The organism is Pseudomonadota bacterium (genome assembly GCA_039818985.1).
Classification (GTDB): Bacteria; Pseudomonadota; Alphaproteobacteria; order Sphingomonadales; family Sphingomonadaceae; genus Alterisphingorhabdus.
Genome location: JBCBSU010000001.1, coordinates 283264 through 305143, shown reverse-complemented (window position 1 = coordinate 305143; position 21880 = coordinate 283264). Strand labels below are relative to the sequence as shown.

The following is a 21880-nucleotide window of genomic DNA, read 5'->3' as shown; positions in this document are numbered from 1 at the left end:
TATAGGGCGGGTTTGCCGGGTTAGGCAACCCCAATAGCAGCGCTCTGCACAAGGCGGCTGCAGCCGCATTTTCAGCGATGCTGGTAACCCAGCCTGTCGGGCAGTGCCAAGGCCTTGCCGCCGTAGCGTAAGCTAAGGCCTTTGCCTGTGGCGAAATGCCCGACACAATGGGACGTGACCACAGGCGCAATATCAGGTGGTAGCGCGAACAGCAGCTGATAGTCATCCCCCCAGCTCGCCGCAGCAATGCGCGCCTCCGCATCATCACCATGCTGTGCGACACAGGCGGGAGATAGCGGCAGGATCTCAAGATCAATGGTGACGGACAGCCCGCTGGCCGCCGCCATACGGCTGGCATCGAGCAACAGGCCATCGGATATATCCATCATCGCATCCACCTGTCCGGCCAGAGCCTGCCCGGCTTCGAGCAGCGGTATCGGGCGGTGAAATGCAGCCAGAAGCGCCGGGTCGCCGGTTTTTCCCGTTTCAGCCAGCCTGTAGCCGGCGCGGGCATCGCCGAGCGTGCCGGTAACGTAGAGCCGGTCGCCTGCTTTCGCGCCGCTACGTGCGGGCACCGGGTCGCTGGTGGCGCGACCAAAGGCGGTCAGCCCCAACGTCCGTGCCGCCTTGCCCGCTGGCACCGAAACCGTATCGCCGCCGAGCAGCGGCACGCCATATTCGCCGAGTACCGCCTCCAGCCCTTCAGCAAAGCGCGCATCCCAGTCATTATTGCCCGCCAGCACAAAGCCGAGAACAACCCCCAGCGGCATCGCCCCCTTGGCCGCGAGATCGGAGAGGTTCACCGCCACCAGCTTCCACGCAATATCCGCCGAATCGGTACCGGCCAGCCAGTGCACGCCTTCGACCATCATATCATGGGTGATGACGAGCGTTTCATCGCCAAGCGGCAGCACCGCAGTATCATCGTGCAATTCACGTGCTGCAGGGTCAGTGGCGATGCGGCGCAGTTGCTCGATAAACTCCGCCTCGCCGCTTGCCATGGGTTTAACCGCGCTTCGCCTTCGCAACCGAGTCGAGCAAGCCATTGACGAACTTCGCCTCACGCGCATCAAAAAAGGCATGCGCGACATCGAGATATTCGTTGATCACCGTACCTGTAGGAATGTCCGGCATAGCGATCAGCTCAAACGTCCCGGCGCGCAAGATTTGCAGCATGGTCTTGTCGAGCCGCTCTGGCGTCCAGCCATCGGCGAGCCGTTCGAGGATGAGACCATCAATCTCGTCAATCTTTTCTTCGACACCCAGCAGCAGATCATCGAAAAACGCGCGCTCGGCATCAGCATATTGCGCATCCTCAATCTCCGCGCCGAGGCGATGATCGTGAAACTCTTTCAGCAAGCGCGGCAAGGGTGTCATTTCCATCTGCCGCTGATACAGGGCCTGGACCGCAGCGAGCCGCGCGGCAGAACGGGATTGGGAACGGGGAGCGGTGGTCATTTGACAAGCCTTTTTTCAACACTCAGCGCATGGGCGGGCAGACCCTCGGCATGGGCCAGCGCAGCGGTTGCGGGCCCCAGCTTGCCAAGGCTGGCCTCATCCAGACCTATAAAGCTGGTGCGTTTCATGAAATCCAGCACCGAAAGCCCCGAAGAAAAGCGCGCACGGCGTCCCGTCGGCAGCACATGATTGGGGCCGGCAACATAATCGCCAATCGCCTCGGGCGTATGACGGCCGAGAAACACCGATCCGGCATGGCGCACCCGGGTAAATAGCGTATCGGGCTCGGCTACTGCCAGCTCGAGATGCTCGGCCGCCAGCCGGTTGACCAGCGGCACCGCCTCGTCGAGTGAAGCGACAGTGATGATAGCGCCATTGGCATCCCAGCTTTCGCGCGCCACTTTGCGGGTGCTCAACGCCTCAATCTGCACCTGAATGCAATCATCGACATGATCGGCGAAACAGACATCATCGGTGAACAGGATCGACTGGCTGGTCGGGTCATGCTCTGCCTGGCTCAGCAGGTCGGCGGCAATCCATTCCGGATCATTGTCGCCATCGGCAATCACCACAATCTCCGACGGCCCGGCGACCATGTCAATGCCGACCACACCATAAAGCTGGCGCTTGGCCTCGGCGACCCAGGCATTGCCGGGGCCGGTTATGACATCGACCGGCACAATTTTATCCGTACCATAGGCCAAAGCCGCAATCGCCTGCGCCCCGCCAATGCGCCAGATTTCATCGACCCCGGCCAGATGTGCCGCTGCCAATACCAGAGGATTGACCTCGCTTTTGGGTGTCGGCGTCACCACCACCAGCCGCTCGACCCCGGCGACCTTCGCCGGAATGGCGTTCATAAGCAATGACGATGGATAGGCGGCGCGACCACCGGGCACATACAGGCCAGCGGCATCGACTGCGCTCCAGCGCGCGCCGAGCCGGACCCCGGCATCATCGGTATAATCGCGATCCTCGGGGAGCTGCGCCTGGTGATAGGACCGGATGCGGCTTGCGGCGAGTTCCAGCGCTTCGCGCAGTCCGGTATCAAGGCCGTCAAAGGCGCTGTTGCACGCTTCGGCATCGATCTGCCAGCCATGGCCGCTCAGGCTATGGTCATCGAAGCGCGCGGTATAGTCTTCCAGCGCTGCATCACCCCGGCTGCGCACCGCATCGATAATCGTGGCGACATCGCGACGGACATCACTATCACTGTCGCGCCGGGCATTGACCAGCCGATCAAACTGCGCCGCGAAATCGGTCTGTGCGGTGTCGAGACGCAAGGTCATGCTACCGCCTTCCCGGCATTGGCCAGATCACGGAAACGCTCGATCAACGGCGCCAGCGTGGCATGGCGAGTCTTGAGCGCGGTGCGGTTAACGATCAGCCTTGCCGAGACCGACATGATCTCGGCGGTTTCTTCCAGGCCATTTTGCTTCAGCGTTCGACCGGATTCGACCAGATCGACAATATGCCGCGCCAAGCCCAGCGACGGCGCCAGCTCCATCGCTCCGTTCAGCTTGACGCATTCGGCCTGTATCCCCAGCGAAGCGAAATAGCGGCTGGTGAGATTAGGATATTTGGTTGCCACCCGGACATGGCTGACATGGCTCAGCGTATCGGTGACCGCGCGATCCTTCGGTTCGGCGACCGACAGGCGGCAATGGCCAAAATCGAGATCCACCGGGGCGTAGAGATCGGCATAGTCGAACTCGTCAATGACATCGGACCCGACAATGCCGATATGCGCCGCACCATGGGCAACGAATGTCGCGACATCAAAGGCCCGCACCCGTATAATGTCCATATCCTCGCGGCTGGAGCCGAAACGCAGTGAACGGTCCGCCTTGTCGAAGAAATTAGGCTTCGGTTCGACCCCCGTCTGGCGCAGCAGCGGCAGCGCATCGTCGAGGATGCGGCCCTTGGGGATGGCAAAGATCAGCGGCTGTGTCATAGGTGCGGCCATGTAAGCACTGCATGGAGAAAGGGCAATAACGACATGGCCGATGAAACGGATAAGAGATTTCCCAGCGTCGCCGAGGCCTTTGCCAACCAGCTTGCCTATTGCACCGCCAATGGCGCGCCGATCACTGCTCGGGTATGCGAGGCACTGTCGGCGCTGCTGCATCAGGACGAACAGGCAGCAGCTACCGCCTTTGGCCGTCGCGTACTTGGCTGGGCCGGACATCCGCTGGGTGATGGCCTGCCGCTGCGCTGCGCCGGGGGCTTTCATGCACTGCATCTGGCGGGTGAGGAGCCTGATCTTGCTCCACTTTATGCGGGTGAAGCCACAGCGCTCGCCAATGCGGAAAAGCTGATCGGCGCAGCGCTGGCCCGGCATGAAGCGTTTCTGCTGCCCTGGCTCGATACCCCGCCCCAGACCAATGAAGCGGGTCGTTCGAGCAACTTCGCTGCCGCGATGCTGTGGCTGGCACAGCAGGCCCTGCCGCCGCGCTTCGCGCTGAACGAGCTGGGTTCGAGCGCCGGGATCAATCTCATGATGGACCGGTTTCATTTCGATCTTGGCGGTGTTGCGGTCGGGCCGGAGGATGCCGCTATAGAGCTTCGCCCCAAATGGCGCGGCTCGCCACCACCGCGGCAGGATATAGAAATCGTCTCGCTGCAAGGCGCGGATATCAATCCGATCGACCTCACCGATGAGACGGCGGCAGGGCGCTTAAAGGCTTATATCTGGCCCGAGCATCCCGACCGTTTCCACCGCATGGAAACGGCGATTGCGATGGCACGTGCCGAACCACCAGAACTGATCCGCGCCGACGCCGCAGACTTTGTCGACACCCTGCTGACAGGGCCGCAAGCGCCGGGTACGACACGGGTGCTGATGCACTCGATCGTCTGGGTCTATCTGCCCGATGCGACCCGGCAGCACATTACCGAAGCGATGGAAAGCGCTGGCGCGCAGGCTACGAGCGATACGCCGCTGGCCTGGATCATGGTCGAATCGAACCGCGACACGTTACGACACGAACTGAGGGTGCGCTATTGGCCCGGCGGTACAGACTGGACCACGCTCGGCACCGCCCATGCCCATGGCAAATGGGTGGAATGGAGTGACTAGATTGTGGCATAAATCCGTTCGGGCTGAGCCTGTCGAAGCCCTGCTCTTCTTTTCAAGGCAAATACGGCCCTTCGACAAGCTCAGGGCGAACGGGGAATCTTCTAGATTCTAGCTGCTACGCGTCCAGCGCAGCTGAAATTCCAGTTCTTCCACATCACCATTGCGCTCATGCTCAATCGACAGTTGCGCATGGGACGGGACATAAAGCCGCTCGCCATCGACCTGAATGGTATAGGCCTTGCCCGCTTTCAGGCTCTCGACCAGCCGCTGCAGCTTGGCGATATGCTCTTTTTTCAGATAGCTTTTTTCGATATCGCGATCATCGGACATGGCCATTCTCCTTTACCGGAGAATTGGCATCGCTCTATGTCACCGGCGTGACATCCCCATTCAGGAACTCGTCCATAGCATCGGTCACCGCCTCATGATTCTCCCAGGTGACAAAATGCCCGCCGGGTAGCTTTACCAGCATCAGCTTGGCAATCAGCGAATGGATGCCGTCGAGCAATGATGGCCGCAGCGCATGGTCGTCCATCGCCCAGATCAGCAGCACCGGCATTTTCAGCACCGGAAAGGGCTTGTCGAGAAATGCCTGCACCGCAGGTGGCGGCGGTCCATGATAATCGACCGGCGGAATGGTAATCGCGCTGGCACGATACCAGTTGATCATCGCGGTAAAGGCACCGGGCATCTGCCATTGCTGCAGATAGATTTGCCGTTCTTCCTCCGGAATCGGGGTCTGCACATGGTCGGCGAAATTCTCCTTATAATAGGCATCCCAGCCCTTGCGCTCGACATAGGCCTCAAAGTCAGGTCCGCGAAAGGCGGTAATATATTGCGTCGCCGCGCGCTGGTCCGGATCGGTATAAATCGCCTTCTGATAGGTATAGGGATGCGGCGCATTGGCGATGATCAGCTTCTCGACCCGATGCGGATGGGTCAGCGCCGTAGCCCAAGCGCCCGCACCACCCCAATCATGCCCGGCCAGTGCGAATTGATCCACACCCAGCGCATCGGCCAGCGCCACCACATCGCCGACCAGCTTCTGCACTGTATATTCGCTGACGCCCTCGGGCTTGGATGAACCGGCATAGCCGCGCTGATCAGGCGCGATGACGCGATGCGTCCTGGCGAAATGCGCAATCTGATGCCGCCAGGTGCGGTGCGATTCGGGAAAGCCGTGGAGCAGAATCAATGGTGGCGCATCCTCAGCTCCGGCCAGGGCGACGTCCAGTTCAACGCCTGTCGAGAGGGATATACGGGTAAGGTCGAAGGGGGGAATCTGATCGGTCATAGCCTGATCATCCGCATTCGCCCTGCCTTTTGCAAGCCCAAGATCAGACCACAGACGGCAAGCAGCAAATCAGCATTGACATTGCTGTATTATGCACACTACACACCCATCAACTACAGATGTAAACGAAAGATAATCCATGCTCAAAAACTTCCCCAAAGCCATCATCACTCTTTCCCTGATCAGCGCATGTGCGCCTGCCGCACTGGCACATAACGCCCAGGTCCAGCCCGAAGCCACAATTGCCGATAGCGACGGGGCGCGGATTGCGCGTCTTGAAACGCAGCTCAAAAATCTGCGCGAACGCGACAATCCCGATGCCGAACGCTGGACCATAGAGCAGCGCATGGAGAATTATGGTGTCCCCGGCATGGGCGTTGCAATCATCGATAATGGCAAGATCATCCTCGCCAAAGGCTATGGTGTACAATCCGCCACTTCGGGCGAGCCAGTCGATGCAAACACCGTATTTTCCGCGGGCTCTGTCAGCAAGGTCATCAATGCGGCGCTGATCCTGCGCCTAGTGCAGGAAGGAAAGGTCGATCTGGACACCGACCTAAACACCTATCTGACATCGTGGAAAGTGCCGGAGAATGAATATAGCAGCGGCCATAAGATCACATTGCGCATGCTGCTGGCGCACACATCGGGGTTCAGTCAGCATGGTTTCCCCGATTTCAAACCGGGCAAAGCGCTGCCCACTGCGCTCCAGACATTAAACGGAGAAAAGCCTGCCAAACATGAGCCGGTGCGCGTGCTGTTCACACCGGGCAGCAAAATGAAATATTCCGGCGGCGGTATCACCGTCAGCCAGGTCGTGGTCGAAGATGTGACCGGCATGCCCTATGCCGAAGCGGCGCGTAAATATGTGTTCGAGCCGTTGGGGATGACACGCAGCACCTTTGCCAGCCCGCTGCCCGAAAGCCATGGCAATATCGCCAGGGCGCATGACAGGCAAGGCAAGCCCAAGGCCCTGCCGCGAGGCTATGAATCTTTTCCCGAAATAGCCGCATCCGGCCTATGGACAAGCGCAGGCGATATGGCACGCTTTGTCCTCGCGCTGATGCAGGATGAGGACTTCCTCTCCGCTGAACTCAGAGCCGATATGCTGACGCGCGTGCCCTTAAGCTGGCATGGCCTTGGTCCGCGGCTCAATGGCGAGGGCGATATGCTTGTATTCCATCATGGCGGCGCCAATGACCATTATCAGAGCTGGATCGAAGGGCAGCCGACACAAGGCAATGGTTTTATCGTACTGACCAATGGCGAGGCCGGACGCCGATTGGCTTATGAACTGCGCATCTCAGCCGATGAGGCCTTTGACTGGCCGATTACATTTCCCGATGGCTATCGGGAACCGGATTTGGGCACATCTAAAACGGAATAGCGAGATTCCTTCAACCCCGTCCGCGTCAAGCGAAGTCGAGACGCCGTGGCAATCTCCTGTCTCTCGACTTCGCTCGAGACGAACGGGCAAGGGTGCGGTTAGGCGGGCGCTAGCCCCGCCCCCGCGTTAATGGCACATCGGGGATGGGGATGAACTCTTTCTCATCCCCCGGCACTTTGGGGAAGCGCCCGGCATTCCAGTCCTGCTGCGCCTGTTTGATGCGTTCATTCGATGAGGATACGAAGTTCCACCAGATATGGCGGCTGCTGCCAATTGGCGCGCCGCCGAGCAGCATGGCACGACCGCCGCTGATGCTCTCCAGCTTCGGTTTCTCGCCGGGTGCCAGGATATAGAGCGTGAACATCTCCATCGGCAGACCACCGATAGCGGCATCGCCCTCGACCAGTAGCAACGCGCGCTCATCGGCTTCGCTGTCAATCGGGATCGCGCCGCCCACGCCGAGCAGGATATCAGCATAGATGGTCGGGCTATAGCATGTCGTCGGGGCAGACTGGCCCCAAAGATCCCCCATGATCACGCGTGCGCTGGCCCCGGCATCCTCGATCAGCGGCAGGGCATCGCTGCCGATATTCTCGAAAGCCGGGTCAATCTCTTCCTTACCATCGGGCAGCGCCAACCAGGTCTGCATCCCGAACAGGCGGGCACCCTTGTCCATCTCGGTTCGGGGGGAACGCTCGGAATGGACAATGCCCTTGCCCGCAGTCATCAGATTGACCTCGCCGGGGCGGATCGTTTGATGACTGCCCAGGCTGTCGCGATGCTCGATCGCGCCCTCAAACAGATACGTGACGGTCGCCAGACCGATATGCGGGTGCGGTCGCACGCCCAGATCATTGCCGACCGGCAATTGCGCCGGGCCGAACTGATCGACAAAGATAAACGGCCCGACCATGGCGCGTTTGCGCGACGGCAATATCCGCCGCACCTCGAACGCGCCGAGATCATGCGTCACCGGCAGAACCGTCTCGGTGATCGGTGTCATAACCGCTCCAGATCGATGACCGTACGGTCATTGGTGACATTGCCGGTGTTCAGCGTGCTGTTCGGCTCGACCAGCAGCACATGGCATTCCTCGCTCAGCGCCTCGGGGCGATGTGGTACACCATGCGGCACCAGAATCAGCTCACCCGGCTCCAGATCGACGAAACGCTCACTCTCACCATCGCGCAGGCCCATGCGCATCTCGCCGGCAATCACCAGAAAAAGCTCGTCTTCCGTCTCATGATGATGCCAGTCAAACGCACCCTGAAACTTGGCCAGCTTGACCTGCGCATCATTGACATCAGCGGCAATTTTCGGCTGCCAATAGCCGTCGATAGTGGCGAAGGCGGCATCAAGGCGGAGCTTGTCGATGGCCAAGGCTCAGGCTCCGCCTGGTGCGCTGGCCTTGATTGCCAGCGCATGCACGCGCTGCCCCGGCAGATCGCCCAGCGCCTTGTTGACCATGCGCTGGCGTTCGAGCCGCGACTTGCCCTCGAAAGACGCGCTCTCGATCACCACGGTGAAGTGCGATTCGCCGCTGCCATCATCACCCATATGGCCACGATGGCTGGCGCTGTCATTGATGACTTCCAGCTTTTCCGGCGAAAAGGCGTCGGTCAAAAGCTGTTCGATTTCCTGCTGGACGGATATTTTTTGCATGATCGTCAAACTAGGCTCTAGCCACAGCGTCGACAAGCCAAAAGCAGTGCCTATATTATAGCATCCATGCCCATAGTCCTGACCCTCTGCCAGCATGCGCGCTGACCGCTTTCATGGCCGCCATGAAGCCTCGGGCCGTTGCTGCGACTGGCCCGGCTGCAACAAGCCCGGCGAGTTCCGCGCGCCGCCCGATGACCTGCGCGCTGGCGCCTCGCGCTATGATGGCCCCGGCGAATGGCGCTGGTTCTGCCTCGAGCATATCCGTGCCTTCAACCAGGGCTATAACTATTTCGCCGGCATGAGCATGGACGAGATTTACGAGGCGCAACGCCCGGCTAATGGCTGGGACAGCGAAACCCGCGCCTTTTCCAGTACCCCGGTCGATGCCCCGCGCTGGGCCGATTTTCACGACCCGCTCGATGCCATTGGCGCGCGATTCCGGGAGAATCTGCAATCACGCTCACAGACGGCAAAGGATGCCGCCGGGCTGAACGGCGTGCACCCCTTCAACCGCAGCGAAGAGAAGGCGCTGGCCACGCTCGGCCTGACCACCGATGCTGACCGTTCGGCGATCAGGCGGCGTTATTCAGAGCTGGTGCGCAAATACCATCCCGACCGCAATGGCGGCAACCGCGCCTATGAAAAGCAGCTACAGGCCGTGGTCGAGGCCTATCAGCGGTTACGCAAATCGGCAGTGTTTGTATAGCGGTGTTTGTATAATAGCCCTCTCCCCTGAAGGGGAAGGGAAGAGCCGCGAAGCGGCGAAGGGAGAGGGGACGTTCCATAAGCGCTGCGCAAGCGGATAGTCCCCTCCCTTAATCCCTCCGCTGAAGGGGGGGAGACCCTAATTTCACGCAAAGGCGCAAAGGTTTTTAAGAGCTAGCATCTTGATGCCATTTCTTTGTGCCTTTGCGCGATTATCAACTTCTTACAATCACCCCCGCCGCGCCGATTCAATCGCGGCGATGTCGATTTTGTTCATCGCCATCATCGCCTGCATCACCCGGCCTGCCGCCTCGCGATCCGGGTCGGCCATGCCTTCTGTCAGCTTCCGGGGCGTAATCTGCCAGCTAACGCCCCATCGGTCCTTGCACCAGCCGCATCGGCTTTCCTCACCGCCATTGCCGGTAAGAGCATCCCAATAATGATCGGTTTCTTCCTGGGTGTCAGTGGTAATCTGGAAAGAGAATGCCTCACTATGCTCAAAATGCGGCCCGACATTGAGCGCTACACATGGAATACCCGCCATGGTGAAGCTGATGATAAACACCTGACCCTCGCCATCAGCCGACGGGCCACGCTGGACCTCGCCAATCTCGCACATCGGAAAGGTCCGGGCATAATGGCGCACGGCGTCTTCCGCATCTCCATTAAAGCCCAGAAACACTGTCGCCTTGCCAGTCGGTTCGCTCATGGTTTAGCCGTTCCGCGCCCCCACCAGCGCGAAGGGCGCGCCTTGCGGGTCCACGGCATTGACCGAGAAATCGCCACCGGGAATCTCCATCGGGCCCATCATCACCTGGCCGCCCTCGGCCTTCACCGTCTCCACAGCCTTGTCGATATCGGCAACGCGGAAATAATAGTTCCACATCGCCATCGGCGCTTCAGCGGGCTTTTGCATCATGCCGGCGATGCTATAATCACCATGTTGCATCATGTGATATGTGCCCATCGGCCCCATATCCATGCTCTCGCCTGCGGCCCAGCCGAGTTGCTCGCTGTAAAAGCTCTTCGTGGCTTCCGGGTCATCGCACATCAGCTCGTTCCAGGCGCAATGGCCGACTTTCGGCTCATATTTGGAATAGGCCGGGCTGTCGCTCGGCTGCGCACCCTTCATGATATAAAACATCGCCCCCGATGGGTCGGTCACCAGCGACATCCGGCCGACATTGGGGATATCCCATGGCTGCATATGCACCGTGCCGCCCGCCTTGCCGATCGCTTCGGCGCCGGCATCGACATCATCAACCTCGACATAGCCCATCCAGAAGGGCGATGCGCCGCCGCTTTTCATTTCGTCGGTCAATGCCATCATTCCGCCAATGCCCGCATCGCCGGCGGTAAAGAAATGATAGTCGCGGTCAGTCATGCCACTATCGGCAAAATTCCAGCCGACGACCTTGCCATAAAAATCCTCAGCCGCGGCCAGATCGCTGGTCACCAGCTCATACCAGGTAAATTCACCATGGACATTATTTGCCATTGTCTTCCTCCATATTTTCAGCCTTCCGGCCGGTGCCCTTATTGTTCGAGTGCAAAAACCCTGTCAAACCCGCCCATGATCATCCGCCCGCCATCGAACGGCATGGGGTTTTTCTCCATATCAAAGCGCGGGTCGTCCTTGGCCATGTCCTGCATTTTTGCCATCCCGGCATCGCGCGTTGCCTTGTCCGGCCATTCGATAAAGGAGAAGACCACGGCCTCGTCCTTTTCGGCCTTCACCGCACTGAAAAAGTCGGTGGTCTTGCCCTCGGGCACATCGTCCTGCCAGCTTTCGACGACACGCAACGCCCCCATCTCTACGAAAATCGGGTCGATCGCCGCGGCATGATCGATAAAGGCCTGCTTGTTGGCCGTCGGCACCGCCATGACAAATCCGTCAAAATAGCTCATCGCTTCACTCCCTCTCCCTGTTATCGCTACGGCATCCTATAGCATATTTTGGTCGCCATCATGTCAGGCAAACGATGATGCGTCATAACCATGCGGCTATTGGCAAGCCAGCCCTTGCACTACCCCGCGGGGCATGACTATGTGCAGTGCGAAACACCATAACAGGCAGGCACGGCATGACCGATATCCCCAATGAGATTCCCGCAGGCACTGGCGACACGCTGATGGCGGCACCCGACAAGATGGTGTCGGCACGCGATGTCTTCGGTCTCGATAGCGATATGGAAATCCCGGCCTTTTCCGAGGCCGATCCGCGTGTGCCCGATCTCGACCCGGCCTATGTCTTCGATCATGACACCACCCTCGCCATCCTGGCCGGCTTTGCCCATAACCGCCGGGTGATGATCCAGGGCTATCACGGCACTGGCAAGTCGACACATATCGAGCAGGTGGCGGCGCGGCTCAACTGGCCGTGTATCCGGATCAATCTTGACGCGCATATCAGCCGCATCGATCTGGTCGGCCGCGATGCCATCGTGCTCAAAGACGGCAAGCAGGTCACCGAATTTCGCGAAGGATTGCTGCCTTGGGCGCTACAGACGCCAACTGCTCTGGTGTTCGATGAATATGATGCCGGTCGCCCCGATGTGATGTTCGTGATCCAACGCGTATTGGAGACCGAGGGCAAGCTGACCCTGCTCGACCAGAACCGGGTGATCCGCCCCAATCCGTTCTTCCGCCTGTTCGCCACCGCCAATACCGTGGGTCTTGGCGATACCAGCGGCCTGTATCACGGCACGCACCAGATCAACCAGGGCCAGATGGACCGCTGGAACATTGTCTGCACCCTCAACTATCTCCCTGCCGAGACCGAGGCGAAGGTTATCCTCTCCAAGGTCGGCGAGACCGACCCGAGCGTCGTCGACAAGATGGTCAAGGTCGCCGATCTATCGCGACAGGGCTTTATCAACGGCGATATCTCCACCGTGATGAGCCCGCGCACCGTGATCAGCTGGGCCCAGAACGCCGCGATCTTCCACGATGTCGGCTTCGCCTTCCGCCTCTCCTTCCTCAACAAATGCGATGAGGCCGAGCGGATGCTGGTTGCCGAATATTATCAGCGCGTGTTCGGTGAGGACCTGCCGGAGAGCGTTGTCGGAAGGTAAGCCCCGTTCATCCGAAAGCAGACGCGACAGGGGCAGTATGACCCGACCCTAGAATGACATATGGATGCCCACAATCGGTGCATGGCCGACCGTATCCACCTCGCGCTGCTCCAGATCATATTGCATGAGATAGCCAAGTTTCAGCGTCAGATTGTCGCTTGCCCGATGGACGACCGCAATCTGGGTGCGCAGCTCGGTCTTGCCGATGTCGCCGCCGGGACTGGAATTGCGAAAGGTGACGAAGCTCTCAATATCAGGGTTCAGGGTCCAGCTACCGCTCTCATCCAGCGGAATGGCCACGCCGGCGCGGGCGCGAAAACGCAGCCCCATCCTGCCGCCCGCGCCTTCGGCAAAACGCTGTTCGAGCCTGAGGCGCAAGCCGACTATCCCATATTCGCCATAAACCTGCTGCATGGTGCGAATCTCATCGCGTCGGCCATCATTGATGCGCCGCTCCACCGCACCTGCAAGCACAAGCTCTTCGCTCACCCGCTGCTTCATCCAGAGCCTGAAAAAATAGGTGTCAGGTCGACCCTGGCTCTCGCGCCGCAAACGTTGCGCTGTCTCCAGCTTTACACTGGTGTCCTCATCAAGGGCCACCGCAACAGTGGGATTGAACCAGAATTCCAGATCGTCATCGGTGGCATGCGCCGCACAGGGGAGCGCCATCAACAGGCAGGCGCACCCCAAACGGCTGATGAACAAGGCTAGATGCTGCATTTTTGTCCCCTGTGAGCCGTCACCGCCTTGCCCATTTACGCGCTTACACATTGAAACCCTGCGGTTTCAGACGCTGATCGGCGTTTGGGAGAGGCGTGGTGACAGGCGACCGCCGTGCGGAAGATTGCTGTTGCAAGCCATTTAGGACATAGCGCCCGTTAAATGAAATTGATAATCAGAACATTATCTATTAAGAAAATTAATAATGCTATCCGACGATCTCGACCCGGCATGTCTGCGCGCTTTTGTCACCGTGGCCGAATGCGGCAGCTTCACTGCTGCAGCGCAAAGGCTTAACCGCGGCCAGTCCGCCATATCGCTTCAGGTCAAGCGACTGGAGGACCAGCTGGGCGTAGAACTACTCGACCGGCGCACCCGGCAAATCGGCCTCACATCTGCAGGAGAGCGGTTGATTGACCGGGCAAAGGAGTTGCTGGCGCTGCACCGCCAACTTGTCGTCAGCGCAGCATCACCAGAGGTGTCGGGCACGGTGCGGCTCGGCGTACCGGAAGACTTTGCCACCACCCATTTGCCGGGGATGCTGGCGGATTTTGTGCGCGCCCATCCGCGCATCTCGCTCGAAGTCACATGCGAGTTGACATTGCCCATCCTGGAGCGATTCGCCAGTGGTGCATTCGACCTTGCGCTGGTCAAGCGCATGCCGGGCGCCGGCGATGGCGAAACGGTGCTGCACGAAACCCTCGCCTGGGTATCGGCGGGTGACTATGCATTGCCGGCCAGCGATGAATCGGTGCCTCTGGTGTGTGCACCACGACCCTGTGTGCTACGCGATCTGGCCACCAGACAGCTTGACAGGGCAGGACGGGAATGGCGCATTGCCTTCAGCAGCGGATCGCTGGCCGGAAATCTGGCGGCGCTCAGGGCGGGGCTCGGCATCGCGCCCTTGCCGCAAGAGATGGTTCCAACAGACCTACTGGTCCTGCCAGGCGCGGGCTTGCCCGAACTCCCCGATATCGAAACCGCCATGCTCGAGGCACCAGGTCTGGCGCCGGCGGCGCAATTGTTGCGTGACACCATTCGCACCGCGCGCCAACAACAGCGGCTTAACGCGATGCGTGCAGAGGCTTGAGGCGCAGCGTTGCGGGCCGTCGCGAACAATGAACGCTGCGGAAACACACTAACATACTGGTTTCGCGCCCATGTTGCGCCTAACAGATAATCAGGTCGCAAAGGGGATAGTGACTCATGACAAGCGAAGCCCATGGCGTGCATGATTATCTGGACGATCCGCGCAATGCCGATATCCTGATTTCCGTCAATGGTGATCTGAAACGCCGCGAGGAAGCCACCATTTCGGTGTTCGATTCGGGCTATCTGCTCGGCGATGGCGTGTGGGAAGGGTTGCGCGTCAGCAATGGCGGTATTGCGTTTCTTGATGCGCATCTCGACCGGCTTTATGCAGGCGCGAAAACCATTGATATGGATATTGGCCTGACCCGCGCCGAACTGACCCAGCGGCTGTTCGACTGCCTCAACGCCAACCAGATGACGGACGGCGTGCATATCCGGCTGATGGTGACGCGCGGCATCAAGAAGACGCCCTATCAGGGGCCGCGCTTTACCATTGGCGCGGCAACGGTGGTGATCATCCCCGAGTACAAGCAGCCGGTGCCCGCAGTGATCACGCAGGGGCAAAGCCTGTTCACCGTGCATGTGCGGCGCACCGGTCCTGCGGAGCAGGACCAGAAGCTCAATTCGCATTCCAAGCTCAACTGTATCCTTGCCTGTATTCAGGCCGACAAGGCTGGCGCCGATGAGGCACTGATGCTCGATGCCGACGGTTTTGTCGCTACCTGCAACTCGACGCATTTCTTTATCGTCCGCAATGGCGAGGTCTGGACCTCGCCGCCCGAATATTGCCTGGGCGGTATCACCCGCAGCAACATATTGCAGGTCTGCGGCGAGGCTGGCATCCCGGCCTATGAAAAGCGCTTTTCACTGTTCGATGTCTATTCCGCCGATGAGGCCTTTCTGACCGGCACCTTTGCCGGGGTCAGCCCGGTGCGCGAAGTCGATGGACGTGAAATCGCGCAGCTGGGCGGCCCGGTTTCGCAACGAATCAGCACCCTCTACAAAGCGCTGGTGCAGCACAGCCTGACGCCGATCGGATAACGCCATGACCCGCATTTACGAAAAGCCTCTGCGCATCGCGCTCTGGTCGGGACCGCGCAACCTCTCCACCGCCATGATGCGCAGCTTTGCCGCGCGCGATGACACTATCTGCGTCGATGAACCATTTTATGCGCCTTATCTGGCGCTCACTGGTCTCGACCATCCGATGCGCGACGCCATATTGCGCGAGCATGAATCTGATCCGGGCAAGGTGATCCACCGGCTGGCCCATGCCCCAGCTACACGGCCGATCTTCTATCAGAAGCAGATGACGCACCATATGGTCGACGACATTGACCGTGGCTGGATGGGCGAAGTGCATCATGCCTTTCTGATCCGCCACCCGGCGCGGGTCATGGCCTCCTATGCCCGCAAGATGGAGACCGCCAGCCTCGAGGCCATCGGCTTTCCCCAGCAATATGAACTGTTCCATCATGTCACTGGCGAGCTGGGCCAGCCGGCGATTGTCATCGACAGCGATGATATCCTGCATAACCCTGCATCCATGCTTCAGAAGCTCTGCACCGCGCTGGAGATCGATTATCAACCCACCATGCTCAACTGGTCATCGGGGGTTCAGCCCGAAGACGGCATCTGGGCATCGCACTGGTATGACAGCATTATCCAAACCACCGGCTTCGGGGCACCGCCGGGTGACCTGCCACAGCTTGAGGGCGACTATGCCACCATCGCCGAGGCTGCTCTTGCCAGCTATGCACCGCTATGGGAGCAGCGGTTGCGCTGAAAAACATCCTCGCCAAGACCGTTATAGTCAGATAACACAGTAGGGTATGACGGATATCGATTCCTATCTCGCGGAATATCGCCGCGCGCGTGAGGCCGAGATTGCCGAGCGTCAGCCATGGATGCGGCGCAAACGGCCGCTCGATGCGCTGCGCAGCTTTTTCGGCCGCAAGAGCAACGAAGATCCGTCCGCAGCGCCAATCGATTCCCCCTATTACACCCAATATGACACTACCGAGGTCCCGCCAAAAAAGCGCGGTTGGCGGTGGTGGATATTGCGCGGCGCTGGTGTTGGCACGGGGCTGTTTCTCGCGATCATTATCTGGCTGGCGATTACCGCGCCGCTGTCCAAATCGCTCGAGCCGATTGCAGCACCGGAAATCACCCTGACCGCCAGCGACAGCTCACCCATTGCGCGCAACGGCGCCATTGTCCGCGATCCGGTGGTGGCCGAGGATTTGCCCGACCATGTGATCCAGGCGTTCCTGGCGATCGAAGACCGGCGCTTTTACGACCATTGGGGCGTTGATCCGCGCGGTGTCGGCCGCGCACTATGGGCCAATATATCGGGCGGCGGCAGTACCCAGGGTGGCAGCACCATCACCCAGCAGCTCGCCAAGATCAGCTTCCTCACCCCCGAACGCAGCCTGACACGCAAGGCGCGCGAAGCACTGATCGCCTTCTGGATGGAGGCTTGGCTAACCAAGAACCAGATTCTCGAACGCTATCTCTCCAACGCCTATTTTGGCGACAATGTCTATGGCCTGCGCGCCGCTTCGCTGCACTATTTCTACCGCCAGCCGGAAAATCTGAAACCGGAGCAAGCGATCATGCTCGCCGGGCTGGTCCAGGCACCGTCGCGCTATGCGCCGACGCGCAATTGGGAGGCAGCGACAGAACGCGACAGGCTGGTGCGTCAGGCAATGGTTGCTGCGGGCTATATGACCCAGGCCGAGGTCGATGCCCTGCCGGTGCCGGTGCTCGATGTACGCAACAAGCGCAAGGCGGTGCCAATCGGCACCCATTTTGCCGACTGGGCGATGCCGCAGGCCCGCGCCGTAACCGAGACCAGCTATGCCACGCTGGAGCTGACAACAACACTTGATGCCCGGCTGCAGGCGATTGCCCAACGCGTGGTGCAGCGCGGCGTCACCGGCGACACCCAGGTGGCGCTGGTAGCAATGCGTCCCAATGGCGAGGTGGTCGCCATGGTCGGCGGGCGCGACTATAAACAGTCGCAATTCAACCGCGCGGTACAGGCCGAGCGGCAGTCGGGATCGGCGTTCAAACTGTTCGTCTGGCTCGCGGCGTTACGCTCGGGGATGCGACCCGACACGCTGGTTGATGACAGCCCGATAGAAAGCGGCAGCTATCGTCCGAAAAATGCCGGCGAGAAATATCGCGGGATGATCACGCTGGAAGAGGCCTTTGTGAAGTCCAGCAATGTCGTCGCGGTGCGGCTGTTCCAGCAGCTGGGCAGCGAAGCGGTGATCGCCGAGGCGCGCAATCTGGGGGTCACCGCCGATTTTGTCGATGGCGATCCGAGTCAGGCGCTGGGCACCGCCTCGACCAGCCTGATCGAGATGACCGCTGCCTATGCCGGCCTTGCCGCCAATGCCTGGCCGGTCACGCCCACCGCCTTTGCCGCCGAGGAGCCGGGCTGGTTCGACTGGTTCGCCAACGGACCCGACAGCTATGACAGCCGGGTCCATCGCGACATGCAGCAGATGCTGCGCGCTGCGGTCAATCGCGGCACCGGACGCGCGGCGCAGCTGGCCATCGCCAATTATGGCAAGACCGGCACCAGCCAGGACAATCGCGACGCGCTGTTCATCGGCTATGCCGGTGATCTGCCCGATGAGCTGGTGGTCGGTGTCTGGGTCGGCAATGACGATAACAGCCCGCTCGACGGCATCCAGGGCGGCGGCCTGCCGGCACGGATATGGAAGCGGTTCATGGCCGAGGCGCTGCAGGGCGCCCGGCCCGCGCGCCGCGCCAGACCGAAGACCGGGACTGCGGAGCCGGAGGCCGAAGCTGTGAAAGCCGTGCCCGAAAGCGAAACCCCGGAGCAAGAAACCCCGCCCGCCGAGGGTGATGGCGAAGAGGACGGCAAGACACGGATCAAAGCCGATGAGAATGGCGTGACCATCACCACCGAGATTGGCGGGCGTGATGTGAAGCTAAGGCTGGGCGGCGAGGAGGATTAGCGAAGCTATGCAAGAAGAATTTTGGCAATCACGCTGGCAGGAAAACAGGATCGCTTTCCATGAACCCGTGGCGCATCCCTTTCTCGAAGCCCATTTCGATGCCTTGGACCTTGATGCCGGGAACACAGTCCTCGTTCCCCTGTGCGGCAAGACGCTCGATATTGACTGGCTGCTGGCCAGAGGGGTTAAAGTCGTCGGTATTGAATTCCATCAGGCTGCGGTCGAAGAAGTGTTTGCCCGTCTCGGCCTTCTTCCCGAGCAGACCGAAGCCAATGGCCTGAAATGCTTCCATCATGGCAATCTGACGCTCTATGTCGGCGATTTCTTTGCCCTGCCCCAGGCATTGCTCGGCGATGTCCATGCGATCTTCGACCGAGGCGCACTTGTTGCCCTGCCGGAGGAAATCCGCATCCGCTATGCTGCGCAGCTGGCCGATATTACGCAAAATGCACCGCAGCTGCTGATCAGCTATGACTATGATCAGCGGCAGACCGAAGGGCCGCCATTTTCGATACCCCAATCAGCGGTAGAACAGCTTTATGAGAGCATATATCGCTGCAGCCTGCTGGCTGAACGCACCATAGAAGGTCCGCTGGCCGAAAGATGTTCGGGTATTGAATATGCCCTGCACCTCGGTCGCGATAAACGTGGCGATATTGCATGACATGTCCGTGCTTGCTTCACTCCGGCTCATCGGTCCGTTCGGAAAATTCGATCCCGAAGGCCAGCACCGCCCAGACGGAAAGTGTCGGCAGCAGCTTTGACGGAAATTCCAGTTCTATATCGGATCTGGGATTGAGGTGGATATACCAGGCGGCACCCAGAAATATCACCAGCATCAGCATGTTCCATATGCGTCTATGGGTATAGCTAACCAGCAATATCTGCATCACCAGTGCGGACGTCACCACCAGCAGAATGACATAATCCCATGTCGGTATGGTTTCGATATTGCCCAGGCTGACGCCGATAATCGCGCCGAAAAAGATATTCAGCGCGTTGAGCGCGGCCTGATATTCACGATGTGTCATCTTGCCGGGGTTGCCGATTGCACGCATTTCTCCGACCGCCCTGGTCACCCTTTCACGCACCATCTCTGTCCGTCCCTGTTATCCGAAATAATCGCTATGCTAACCGTGGTAGCGTGCATATGTAACTGTTTATGACCGAACGCACCCCGTTAGATGATCTGAAATCCGTTCTTGGCGGCGCCGCGCGTGCCATTTCGCATGAGGATGAGCTGGAGCTGGCCTTTACCGCTGATCCACCGTCGCAATCAGGCAACAAATTGCGGGTGCCGATGCCGCAGCGCACCCTGCCGGCCGATCAGGTCGCCGAGGCGCGCGGCTATGCCGATCTTTATGCCCTGCGGCTGCGCCATCATGATATCGCGGCGCATGGCCGCAATGCGCCGCGCGAAGCGGTAGCGCGCGCCGTCTATGACGCGCTCGAACAGGTGAGGGTCGAGGCGCTGGGCAGCAACGCCATGCCCGGTGTTGGCGACAATCTGGATGCGGCGCTGGAGATGCGCATGCGTTCCGACCCGATTGCCCGCGCAGTGCAGCCCGATGATGTGCCGTTGTCAAGCGCCATATCGCTCATCGCACGCGAGCGGCTGACCGGGCGACCAATCCCCGAACGGGCGCAGCAGGGCGTCGATCTGGTGCGCGGCTGGATCGAGGAGCGCGCTGGCGAAGACCTCGCGGCGCTGTCTGATGTGCTCGACAATCAGCGCGGCTTTGCCGAAATCATGGCCGACCTGCTCGAGCATCTCGACCTTACCGAACCCAATATGGACGAGCAGGAAGGCGAGGACGAGGAACAGGATCAGGAAGACGGCGAGCAGGAGGACGAATCCCCTGATGAGGGCGAGGAAGAAGCCGCCGGCGATCAGGGCCAGGCCGATGCCCGTGGCGAGCAGCAACAGGGCGAAGGCCAGGAGGGCGAGGACCAGCAGACCGAAGGCGAATTTGACGAAGATGGCGATGGCGATCCGGGCGATGCCGGTGACGATGGCATGATGCCGGTACGGCCCAACCGGCCATGGACCGAGCTGCCCGAGGATTTCGATTACAAGGCCTTTACCACACGCCATGACGAGGAAGTCCCGGCTCCTGAACTGTGCGACGAGGAAGAGCTGCTGCGGCTGCGCGCCTATCTCGACCAGCAACTGACGACATTGCAGGGCGCGGTGACCAAGCTTGCCAACCGGTTGCAGCGACGGCTGATGGCGCAGCAAAACCGGAGCTGGGATTTCGACCAGGAGGAAGGCCTGCTCGACGCCGCACGGCTGTCGCGCATCGTCGTCAATCCGGGCCAGTCACTGTCCTACAAGATCGAACGCGACACCGATTTCCGCGATACGGTGGTGACGCTGCTGATCGACAATAGCGGTTCGATGCGCGGGCGACCGATCTCGATCGCGGCGATCAGCGCCGATATCATGGCGCGGACACTCGAGCGTTGCGGCGTCAAGACCGAGATATTGGGCTTCACCACAAAGGCATGGAAGGGTGGCCAGTGCCGCGAGGAATGGCTGGCCGACAATCGCCCGGCCAATCCGGGTCGGCTCAATGACTTGCGCCATATCATCTACAAACAGGCGGATGAGCCCTGGCGCCGGGCGCGCAAGAATCTCGGCCTGATGATGCGCGAGGGCCTGCTCAAGGAGAATATCGACGGCGAGGCGCTGCTCTGGGCGCATAACCGGCTGATCAGTCGGCCCGAAGAGCGACGGATATTAATGGTGATTTCCGATGGCGCGCCGGTCGATGACTCGACTCTGTCGGTCAATCATGGCGGCTATCTCGAACAGCATCTGCGGCAGGTGATCGACTGGATCGAGAACCGTTCACCGGTGCAGCTTATCGCCATCGGCATTGGCCATGATGTCACCCGCTATTATCGCCGTGCGGTGACCATTATGGACGCGGAACAACTTGGCGGCACCATGGTTGAGCAGCTGGCCGAGCTGTTCGATGAAGAATAACGCCAATAAACGTTACTTTACAATTTGATAAATATCGTCATCATGCCCTGTGAAATACACAGGGAGGAAGACATGGGTGTTTGGAAGCTGGGCAGCAAGCCATATGATGACGGTTCACGCGACGTAATTCTTGCCGTCAATGCGACGGGGGCGGGGCCGGTTACCGGCACACTGACCTTCAAACAGGTCGAATATACAGCAAATGGCGACTGGGCTGCGTCAGGTTCGGTCCCGGGCCGGAATTACAGCGCCTTTTATGTCGGCGGCAGCGACAATCAGAGTGCACCGGAATTCATCGTCGCCGCCGGTACGATGAAAGGCTCCGGCGCCGATCCGGATTCGATCTCCATCAATATCGTGCGCACCGACTCCACTGATGGCCTGCAATATGGCTGGGACGGCGAGTTGCTGCCGATGTAATGGCTCCG

The 21880-nt window shown here is 60.0% G+C and carries 25 protein-coding genes; 11 read left to right on the top strand and 14 right to left on the bottom strand.

The annotated features are described in order from the left end of the window. Positions 1-71: 71 nt before the first annotated feature. From thiL to hisG, 4 genes are read right to left on the bottom strand one after another with little or no spacing between them, the layout of a single operon-like run. Positions 72-1001: a thiamine-phosphate kinase gene (thiL, locus tag AAFX04_01295; GenBank protein MEO1044056.1), complete on the bottom strand. Its 930-nt coding sequence runs from the start codon at positions 999-1001 to the stop codon at positions 72-74. Positions 1002-1005: 4 nt separating this feature from the next. After that, on the bottom strand, positions 1006-1458 hold the full coding sequence (gene nusB, locus AAFX04_01290) for a transcription antitermination factor NusB (protein MEO1044055.1): 453 nt from the start codon (positions 1456-1458) through the stop codon (positions 1006-1008). Next, the gene (gene hisD / locus AAFX04_01285) at positions 1455-2747 is read right to left on the bottom strand and encodes a histidinol dehydrogenase (protein MEO1044054.1); all 1293 of its coding nucleotides are present in this window, start codon (positions 2745-2747) and stop codon (positions 1455-1457) included. Before hisD ends, nusB begins: the two co-directional genes overlap by 4 nt. Continuing rightward, a complete protein-coding gene (hisG, locus tag AAFX04_01280) occupies positions 2744-3412 on the bottom strand; it encodes an ATP phosphoribosyltransferase (protein MEO1044053.1) in 669 nt (222 codons plus the stop codon). The genes hisD and hisG overlap by 4 nt, the downstream gene beginning before the upstream one ends. A 45-nt stretch (positions 3413-3457) precedes the next feature. Between hisG and AAFX04_01275 the strand changes: the two genes are divergently transcribed. Next, the gene (locus AAFX04_01275; protein ID MEO1044052.1) at positions 3458-4537 is read left to right on the top strand and encodes a DUF2332 domain-containing protein; all 1080 of its coding nucleotides are present in this window, start codon (positions 3458-3460) and stop codon (positions 4535-4537) included. A 108-nt stretch (positions 4538-4645) separates the two neighbouring features. Here AAFX04_01275 and AAFX04_01270 read toward each other — a convergent pair whose 3' ends face one another. After that, positions 4646-4867, bottom strand: a complete 222-nt coding sequence (locus AAFX04_01270; protein ID MEO1044051.1) for an amphi-Trp domain-containing protein — start codon at positions 4865-4867, stop codon at positions 4646-4648. A 34-nt stretch (positions 4868-4901) separates the two neighbouring features. Beyond that, complete coding sequence (locus AAFX04_01265) at positions 4902-5831, bottom strand: alpha/beta hydrolase (protein ID MEO1044050.1); 930 nt, start codon at positions 5829-5831, stop codon at positions 4902-4904. A gap of 139 nt (positions 5832-5970) precedes the next feature. Here AAFX04_01265 and AAFX04_01260 point away from each other — a divergent pair, with 139 nt between their 5' ends. Further along, a complete protein-coding gene (locus tag AAFX04_01260; GenBank protein MEO1044049.1) occupies positions 5971-7218 on the top strand; it encodes a serine hydrolase domain-containing protein in 1248 nt (415 codons plus the stop codon). A 109-nt stretch (positions 7219-7327) separates the two neighbouring features. Here AAFX04_01260 and AAFX04_01255 read toward each other — a convergent pair whose 3' ends face one another. The 3 genes from AAFX04_01255 to AAFX04_01245 are packed head-to-tail and all read right to left on the bottom strand — an operon-like array spanning position 7328 to position 8880. After that, positions 7328-8221: a pirin family protein gene (locus tag AAFX04_01255; GenBank protein MEO1044048.1), complete on the bottom strand. Its 894-nt coding sequence runs from the start codon at positions 8219-8221 to the stop codon at positions 7328-7330. After that, positions 8218-8592 (bottom strand): cupin domain-containing protein, encoded by a 375-nt coding sequence (locus tag AAFX04_01250; GenBank protein ID MEO1044047.1) that lies wholly within the window; start codon positions 8590-8592, stop codon positions 8218-8220. The genes AAFX04_01255 and AAFX04_01250 overlap by 4 nt, the downstream gene beginning before the upstream one ends. A gap of 9 nt (positions 8593-8601) precedes the next feature. After that, complete coding sequence (locus AAFX04_01245) at positions 8602-8880, bottom strand: BolA family protein (GenBank protein MEO1044046.1); 279 nt, start codon at positions 8878-8880, stop codon at positions 8602-8604. Between the two features lie 94 nt (positions 8881-8974). Here AAFX04_01245 and AAFX04_01240 point away from each other — a divergent pair, with 94 nt between their 5' ends. Then, on the top strand, positions 8975-9586 hold the full coding sequence (locus AAFX04_01240; GenBank protein ID MEO1044045.1) for a J domain-containing protein: 612 nt from the start codon (positions 8975-8977) through the stop codon (positions 9584-9586). 228 nt (positions 9587-9814) lie between these two features. Here AAFX04_01240 and AAFX04_01235 read toward each other — a convergent pair whose 3' ends face one another. The 3 genes from AAFX04_01235 to AAFX04_01225 are packed head-to-tail and all read right to left on the bottom strand — an operon-like array spanning position 9815 to position 11493. Next, positions 9815-10294 (bottom strand): VOC family protein, encoded by a 480-nt coding sequence (locus tag AAFX04_01235; protein MEO1044044.1) that lies wholly within the window; start codon positions 10292-10294, stop codon positions 9815-9817. Positions 10295-10297: 3 nt separating this feature from the next. Then, a complete protein-coding gene (locus AAFX04_01230; GenBank protein ID MEO1044043.1) occupies positions 10298-11083 on the bottom strand; it encodes a VOC family protein in 786 nt (261 codons plus the stop codon). 38 nt (positions 11084-11121) lie between these two features. Continuing rightward, a complete protein-coding gene (locus tag AAFX04_01225) occupies positions 11122-11493 on the bottom strand; it encodes a DUF1428 domain-containing protein (GenBank protein MEO1044042.1) in 372 nt (123 codons plus the stop codon). Between the two features lie 176 nt (positions 11494-11669). On the opposite strand from AAFX04_01225, the gene cobS reads away from it, so the two are divergent. Next, entirely contained in the window at positions 11670-12659 is a 990-nt protein-coding gene (cobS, locus tag AAFX04_01220; protein MEO1044041.1) for a cobaltochelatase subunit CobS, read from the top strand. A 48-nt stretch (positions 12660-12707) separates the two neighbouring features. On the opposite strand, the gene AAFX04_01215 is transcribed toward cobS, so the two are convergent. Next, positions 12708-13328 (bottom strand): DUF2490 domain-containing protein, encoded by a 621-nt coding sequence (locus AAFX04_01215; protein MEO1044040.1) that lies wholly within the window; start codon positions 13326-13328, stop codon positions 12708-12710. 256 nt (positions 13329-13584) lie between these two features. Between AAFX04_01215 and AAFX04_01210 the strand changes: the two genes are divergently transcribed. The 5 genes from AAFX04_01210 to tmpT all read left to right on the top strand — a co-directional run bounded on the left by AAFX04_01210 (position 13585) and on the right by tmpT (position 19127). Continuing rightward, complete coding sequence (locus AAFX04_01210) at positions 13585-14469, top strand: LysR substrate-binding domain-containing protein (GenBank protein MEO1044039.1); 885 nt, start codon at positions 13585-13587, stop codon at positions 14467-14469. Positions 14470-14585: 116 nt separating this feature from the next. Beyond that, a complete protein-coding gene (locus AAFX04_01205) occupies positions 14586-15512 on the top strand; it encodes an aminotransferase class IV (GenBank protein MEO1044038.1) in 927 nt (308 codons plus the stop codon). Positions 15513-15516: 4 nt separating this feature from the next. Continuing rightward, positions 15517-16257, top strand: a complete 741-nt coding sequence (locus AAFX04_01200; protein MEO1044037.1) for an HAD family hydrolase — start codon at positions 15517-15519, stop codon at positions 16255-16257. 46 nt (positions 16258-16303) lie between these two features. Continuing rightward, complete coding sequence (locus tag AAFX04_01195; GenBank protein ID MEO1044036.1) at positions 16304-18463, top strand: transglycosylase domain-containing protein; 2160 nt, start codon at positions 16304-16306, stop codon at positions 18461-18463. Between the two features lie 7 nt (positions 18464-18470). Next, positions 18471-19127, top strand: coding sequence for a thiopurine S-methyltransferase (gene tmpT / locus AAFX04_01190; protein MEO1044035.1), 657 nt, complete (start codon positions 18471-18473; stop codon positions 19125-19127). 16 nt (positions 19128-19143) lie between these two features. Here tmpT and AAFX04_01185 read toward each other — a convergent pair whose 3' ends face one another. Then, the gene (locus AAFX04_01185) at positions 19144-19557 is read right to left on the bottom strand and encodes a hypothetical protein (protein MEO1044034.1); all 414 of its coding nucleotides are present in this window, start codon (positions 19555-19557) and stop codon (positions 19144-19146) included. A gap of 68 nt (positions 19558-19625) precedes the next feature. Between AAFX04_01185 and cobT the strand changes: the two genes are divergently transcribed. Continuing rightward, the gene (cobT, locus tag AAFX04_01180) at positions 19626-21452 is read left to right on the top strand and encodes a cobaltochelatase subunit CobT (GenBank protein ID MEO1044033.1); all 1827 of its coding nucleotides are present in this window, start codon (positions 19626-19628) and stop codon (positions 21450-21452) included. A 72-nt stretch (positions 21453-21524) separates the two neighbouring features. Then, positions 21525-21872: a hypothetical protein gene (locus AAFX04_01175; GenBank protein ID MEO1044032.1), complete on the top strand. Its 348-nt coding sequence runs from the start codon at positions 21525-21527 to the stop codon at positions 21870-21872. Positions 21873-21880: the final 8 nt, after the last annotated feature.

Coding starts and splice junctions, on each gene's coding strand:
- AAFX04_01235 (MEO1044044.1), bottom strand. CDS start 10,294: ATGAGCGAACCGACTGGCAAGGCGACAGTGTTTCTGGGCTTTAATGGA.
- AAFX04_01230 (MEO1044043.1), bottom strand. CDS start 11,083: ATGGCAAATAATGTCCATGGTGAATTTACCTGGTATGAGCTGGTGACC.
- cobT (MEO1044033.1), top strand. CDS start 19,626: ATGACCGAACGCACCCCGTTAGATGATCTGAAATCCGTTCTTGGCGGC.
- hisG (MEO1044053.1), bottom strand. CDS start 3,412: ATGACACAGCCGCTGATCTTTGCCATCCCCAAGGGCCGCATCCTCGAC.
- AAFX04_01205 (MEO1044038.1), top strand. CDS start 14,586: ATGACAAGCGAAGCCCATGGCGTGCATGATTATCTGGACGATCCGCGC.
- AAFX04_01240 (MEO1044045.1), top strand. CDS start 8,975: ATGCGCGCTGACCGCTTTCATGGCCGCCATGAAGCCTCGGGCCGTTGC.
- AAFX04_01215 (MEO1044040.1), bottom strand. CDS start 13,328: ATGGCGCTCCCCTGTGCGGCGCATGCCACCGATGACGATCTGGAATTC.
- nusB (MEO1044055.1), bottom strand. CDS start 1,458: ATGACCACCGCTCCCCGTTCCCAATCCCGTTCTGCCGCGCGGCTCGCT.
- AAFX04_01200 (MEO1044037.1), top strand. CDS start 15,517: ATGACCCGCATTTACGAAAAGCCTCTGCGCATCGCGCTCTGGTCGGGA.
- AAFX04_01255 (MEO1044048.1), bottom strand. CDS start 8,221: ATGACACCGATCACCGAGACGGTTCTGCCGGTGACGCATGATCTCGGC.
- cobS (MEO1044041.1), top strand. CDS start 11,670: ATGACCGATATCCCCAATGAGATTCCCGCAGGCACTGGCGACACGCTG.
- AAFX04_01175 (MEO1044032.1), top strand. CDS start 21,525: ATGGGTGTTTGGAAGCTGGGCAGCAAGCCATATGATGACGGTTCACGC.
- AAFX04_01195 (MEO1044036.1), top strand. CDS start 16,304: ATGACGGATATCGATTCCTATCTCGCGGAATATCGCCGCGCGCGTGAG.
- AAFX04_01275 (MEO1044052.1), top strand. CDS start 3,458: ATGGCCGATGAAACGGATAAGAGATTTCCCAGCGTCGCCGAGGCCTTT.
- hisD (MEO1044054.1), bottom strand. CDS start 2,747: ATGACCTTGCGTCTCGACACCGCACAGACCGATTTCGCGGCGCAGTTT.
- AAFX04_01245 (MEO1044046.1), bottom strand. CDS start 8,880: ATGCAAAAAATATCCGTCCAGCAGGAAATCGAACAGCTTTTGACCGAC.
- AAFX04_01260 (MEO1044049.1), top strand. CDS start 5,971: ATGCTCAAAAACTTCCCCAAAGCCATCATCACTCTTTCCCTGATCAGC.
- tmpT (MEO1044035.1), top strand. CDS start 18,471: ATGCAAGAAGAATTTTGGCAATCACGCTGGCAGGAAAACAGGATCGCT.
- AAFX04_01210 (MEO1044039.1), top strand. CDS start 13,585: ATGCTATCCGACGATCTCGACCCGGCATGTCTGCGCGCTTTTGTCACC.
- AAFX04_01270 (MEO1044051.1), bottom strand. CDS start 4,867: ATGTCCGATGATCGCGATATCGAAAAAAGCTATCTGAAAAAAGAGCAT.
- thiL (MEO1044056.1), bottom strand. CDS start 1,001: ATGGCAAGCGGCGAGGCGGAGTTTATCGAGCAACTGCGCCGCATCGCC.
- AAFX04_01185 (MEO1044034.1), bottom strand. CDS start 19,557: ATGGTGCGTGAAAGGGTGACCAGGGCGGTCGGAGAAATGCGTGCAATC.
- AAFX04_01225 (MEO1044042.1), bottom strand. CDS start 11,493: ATGAGCTATTTTGACGGATTTGTCATGGCGGTGCCGACGGCCAACAAG.
- AAFX04_01265 (MEO1044050.1), bottom strand. CDS start 5,831: ATGACCGATCAGATTCCCCCCTTCGACCTTACCCGTATATCCCTCTCG.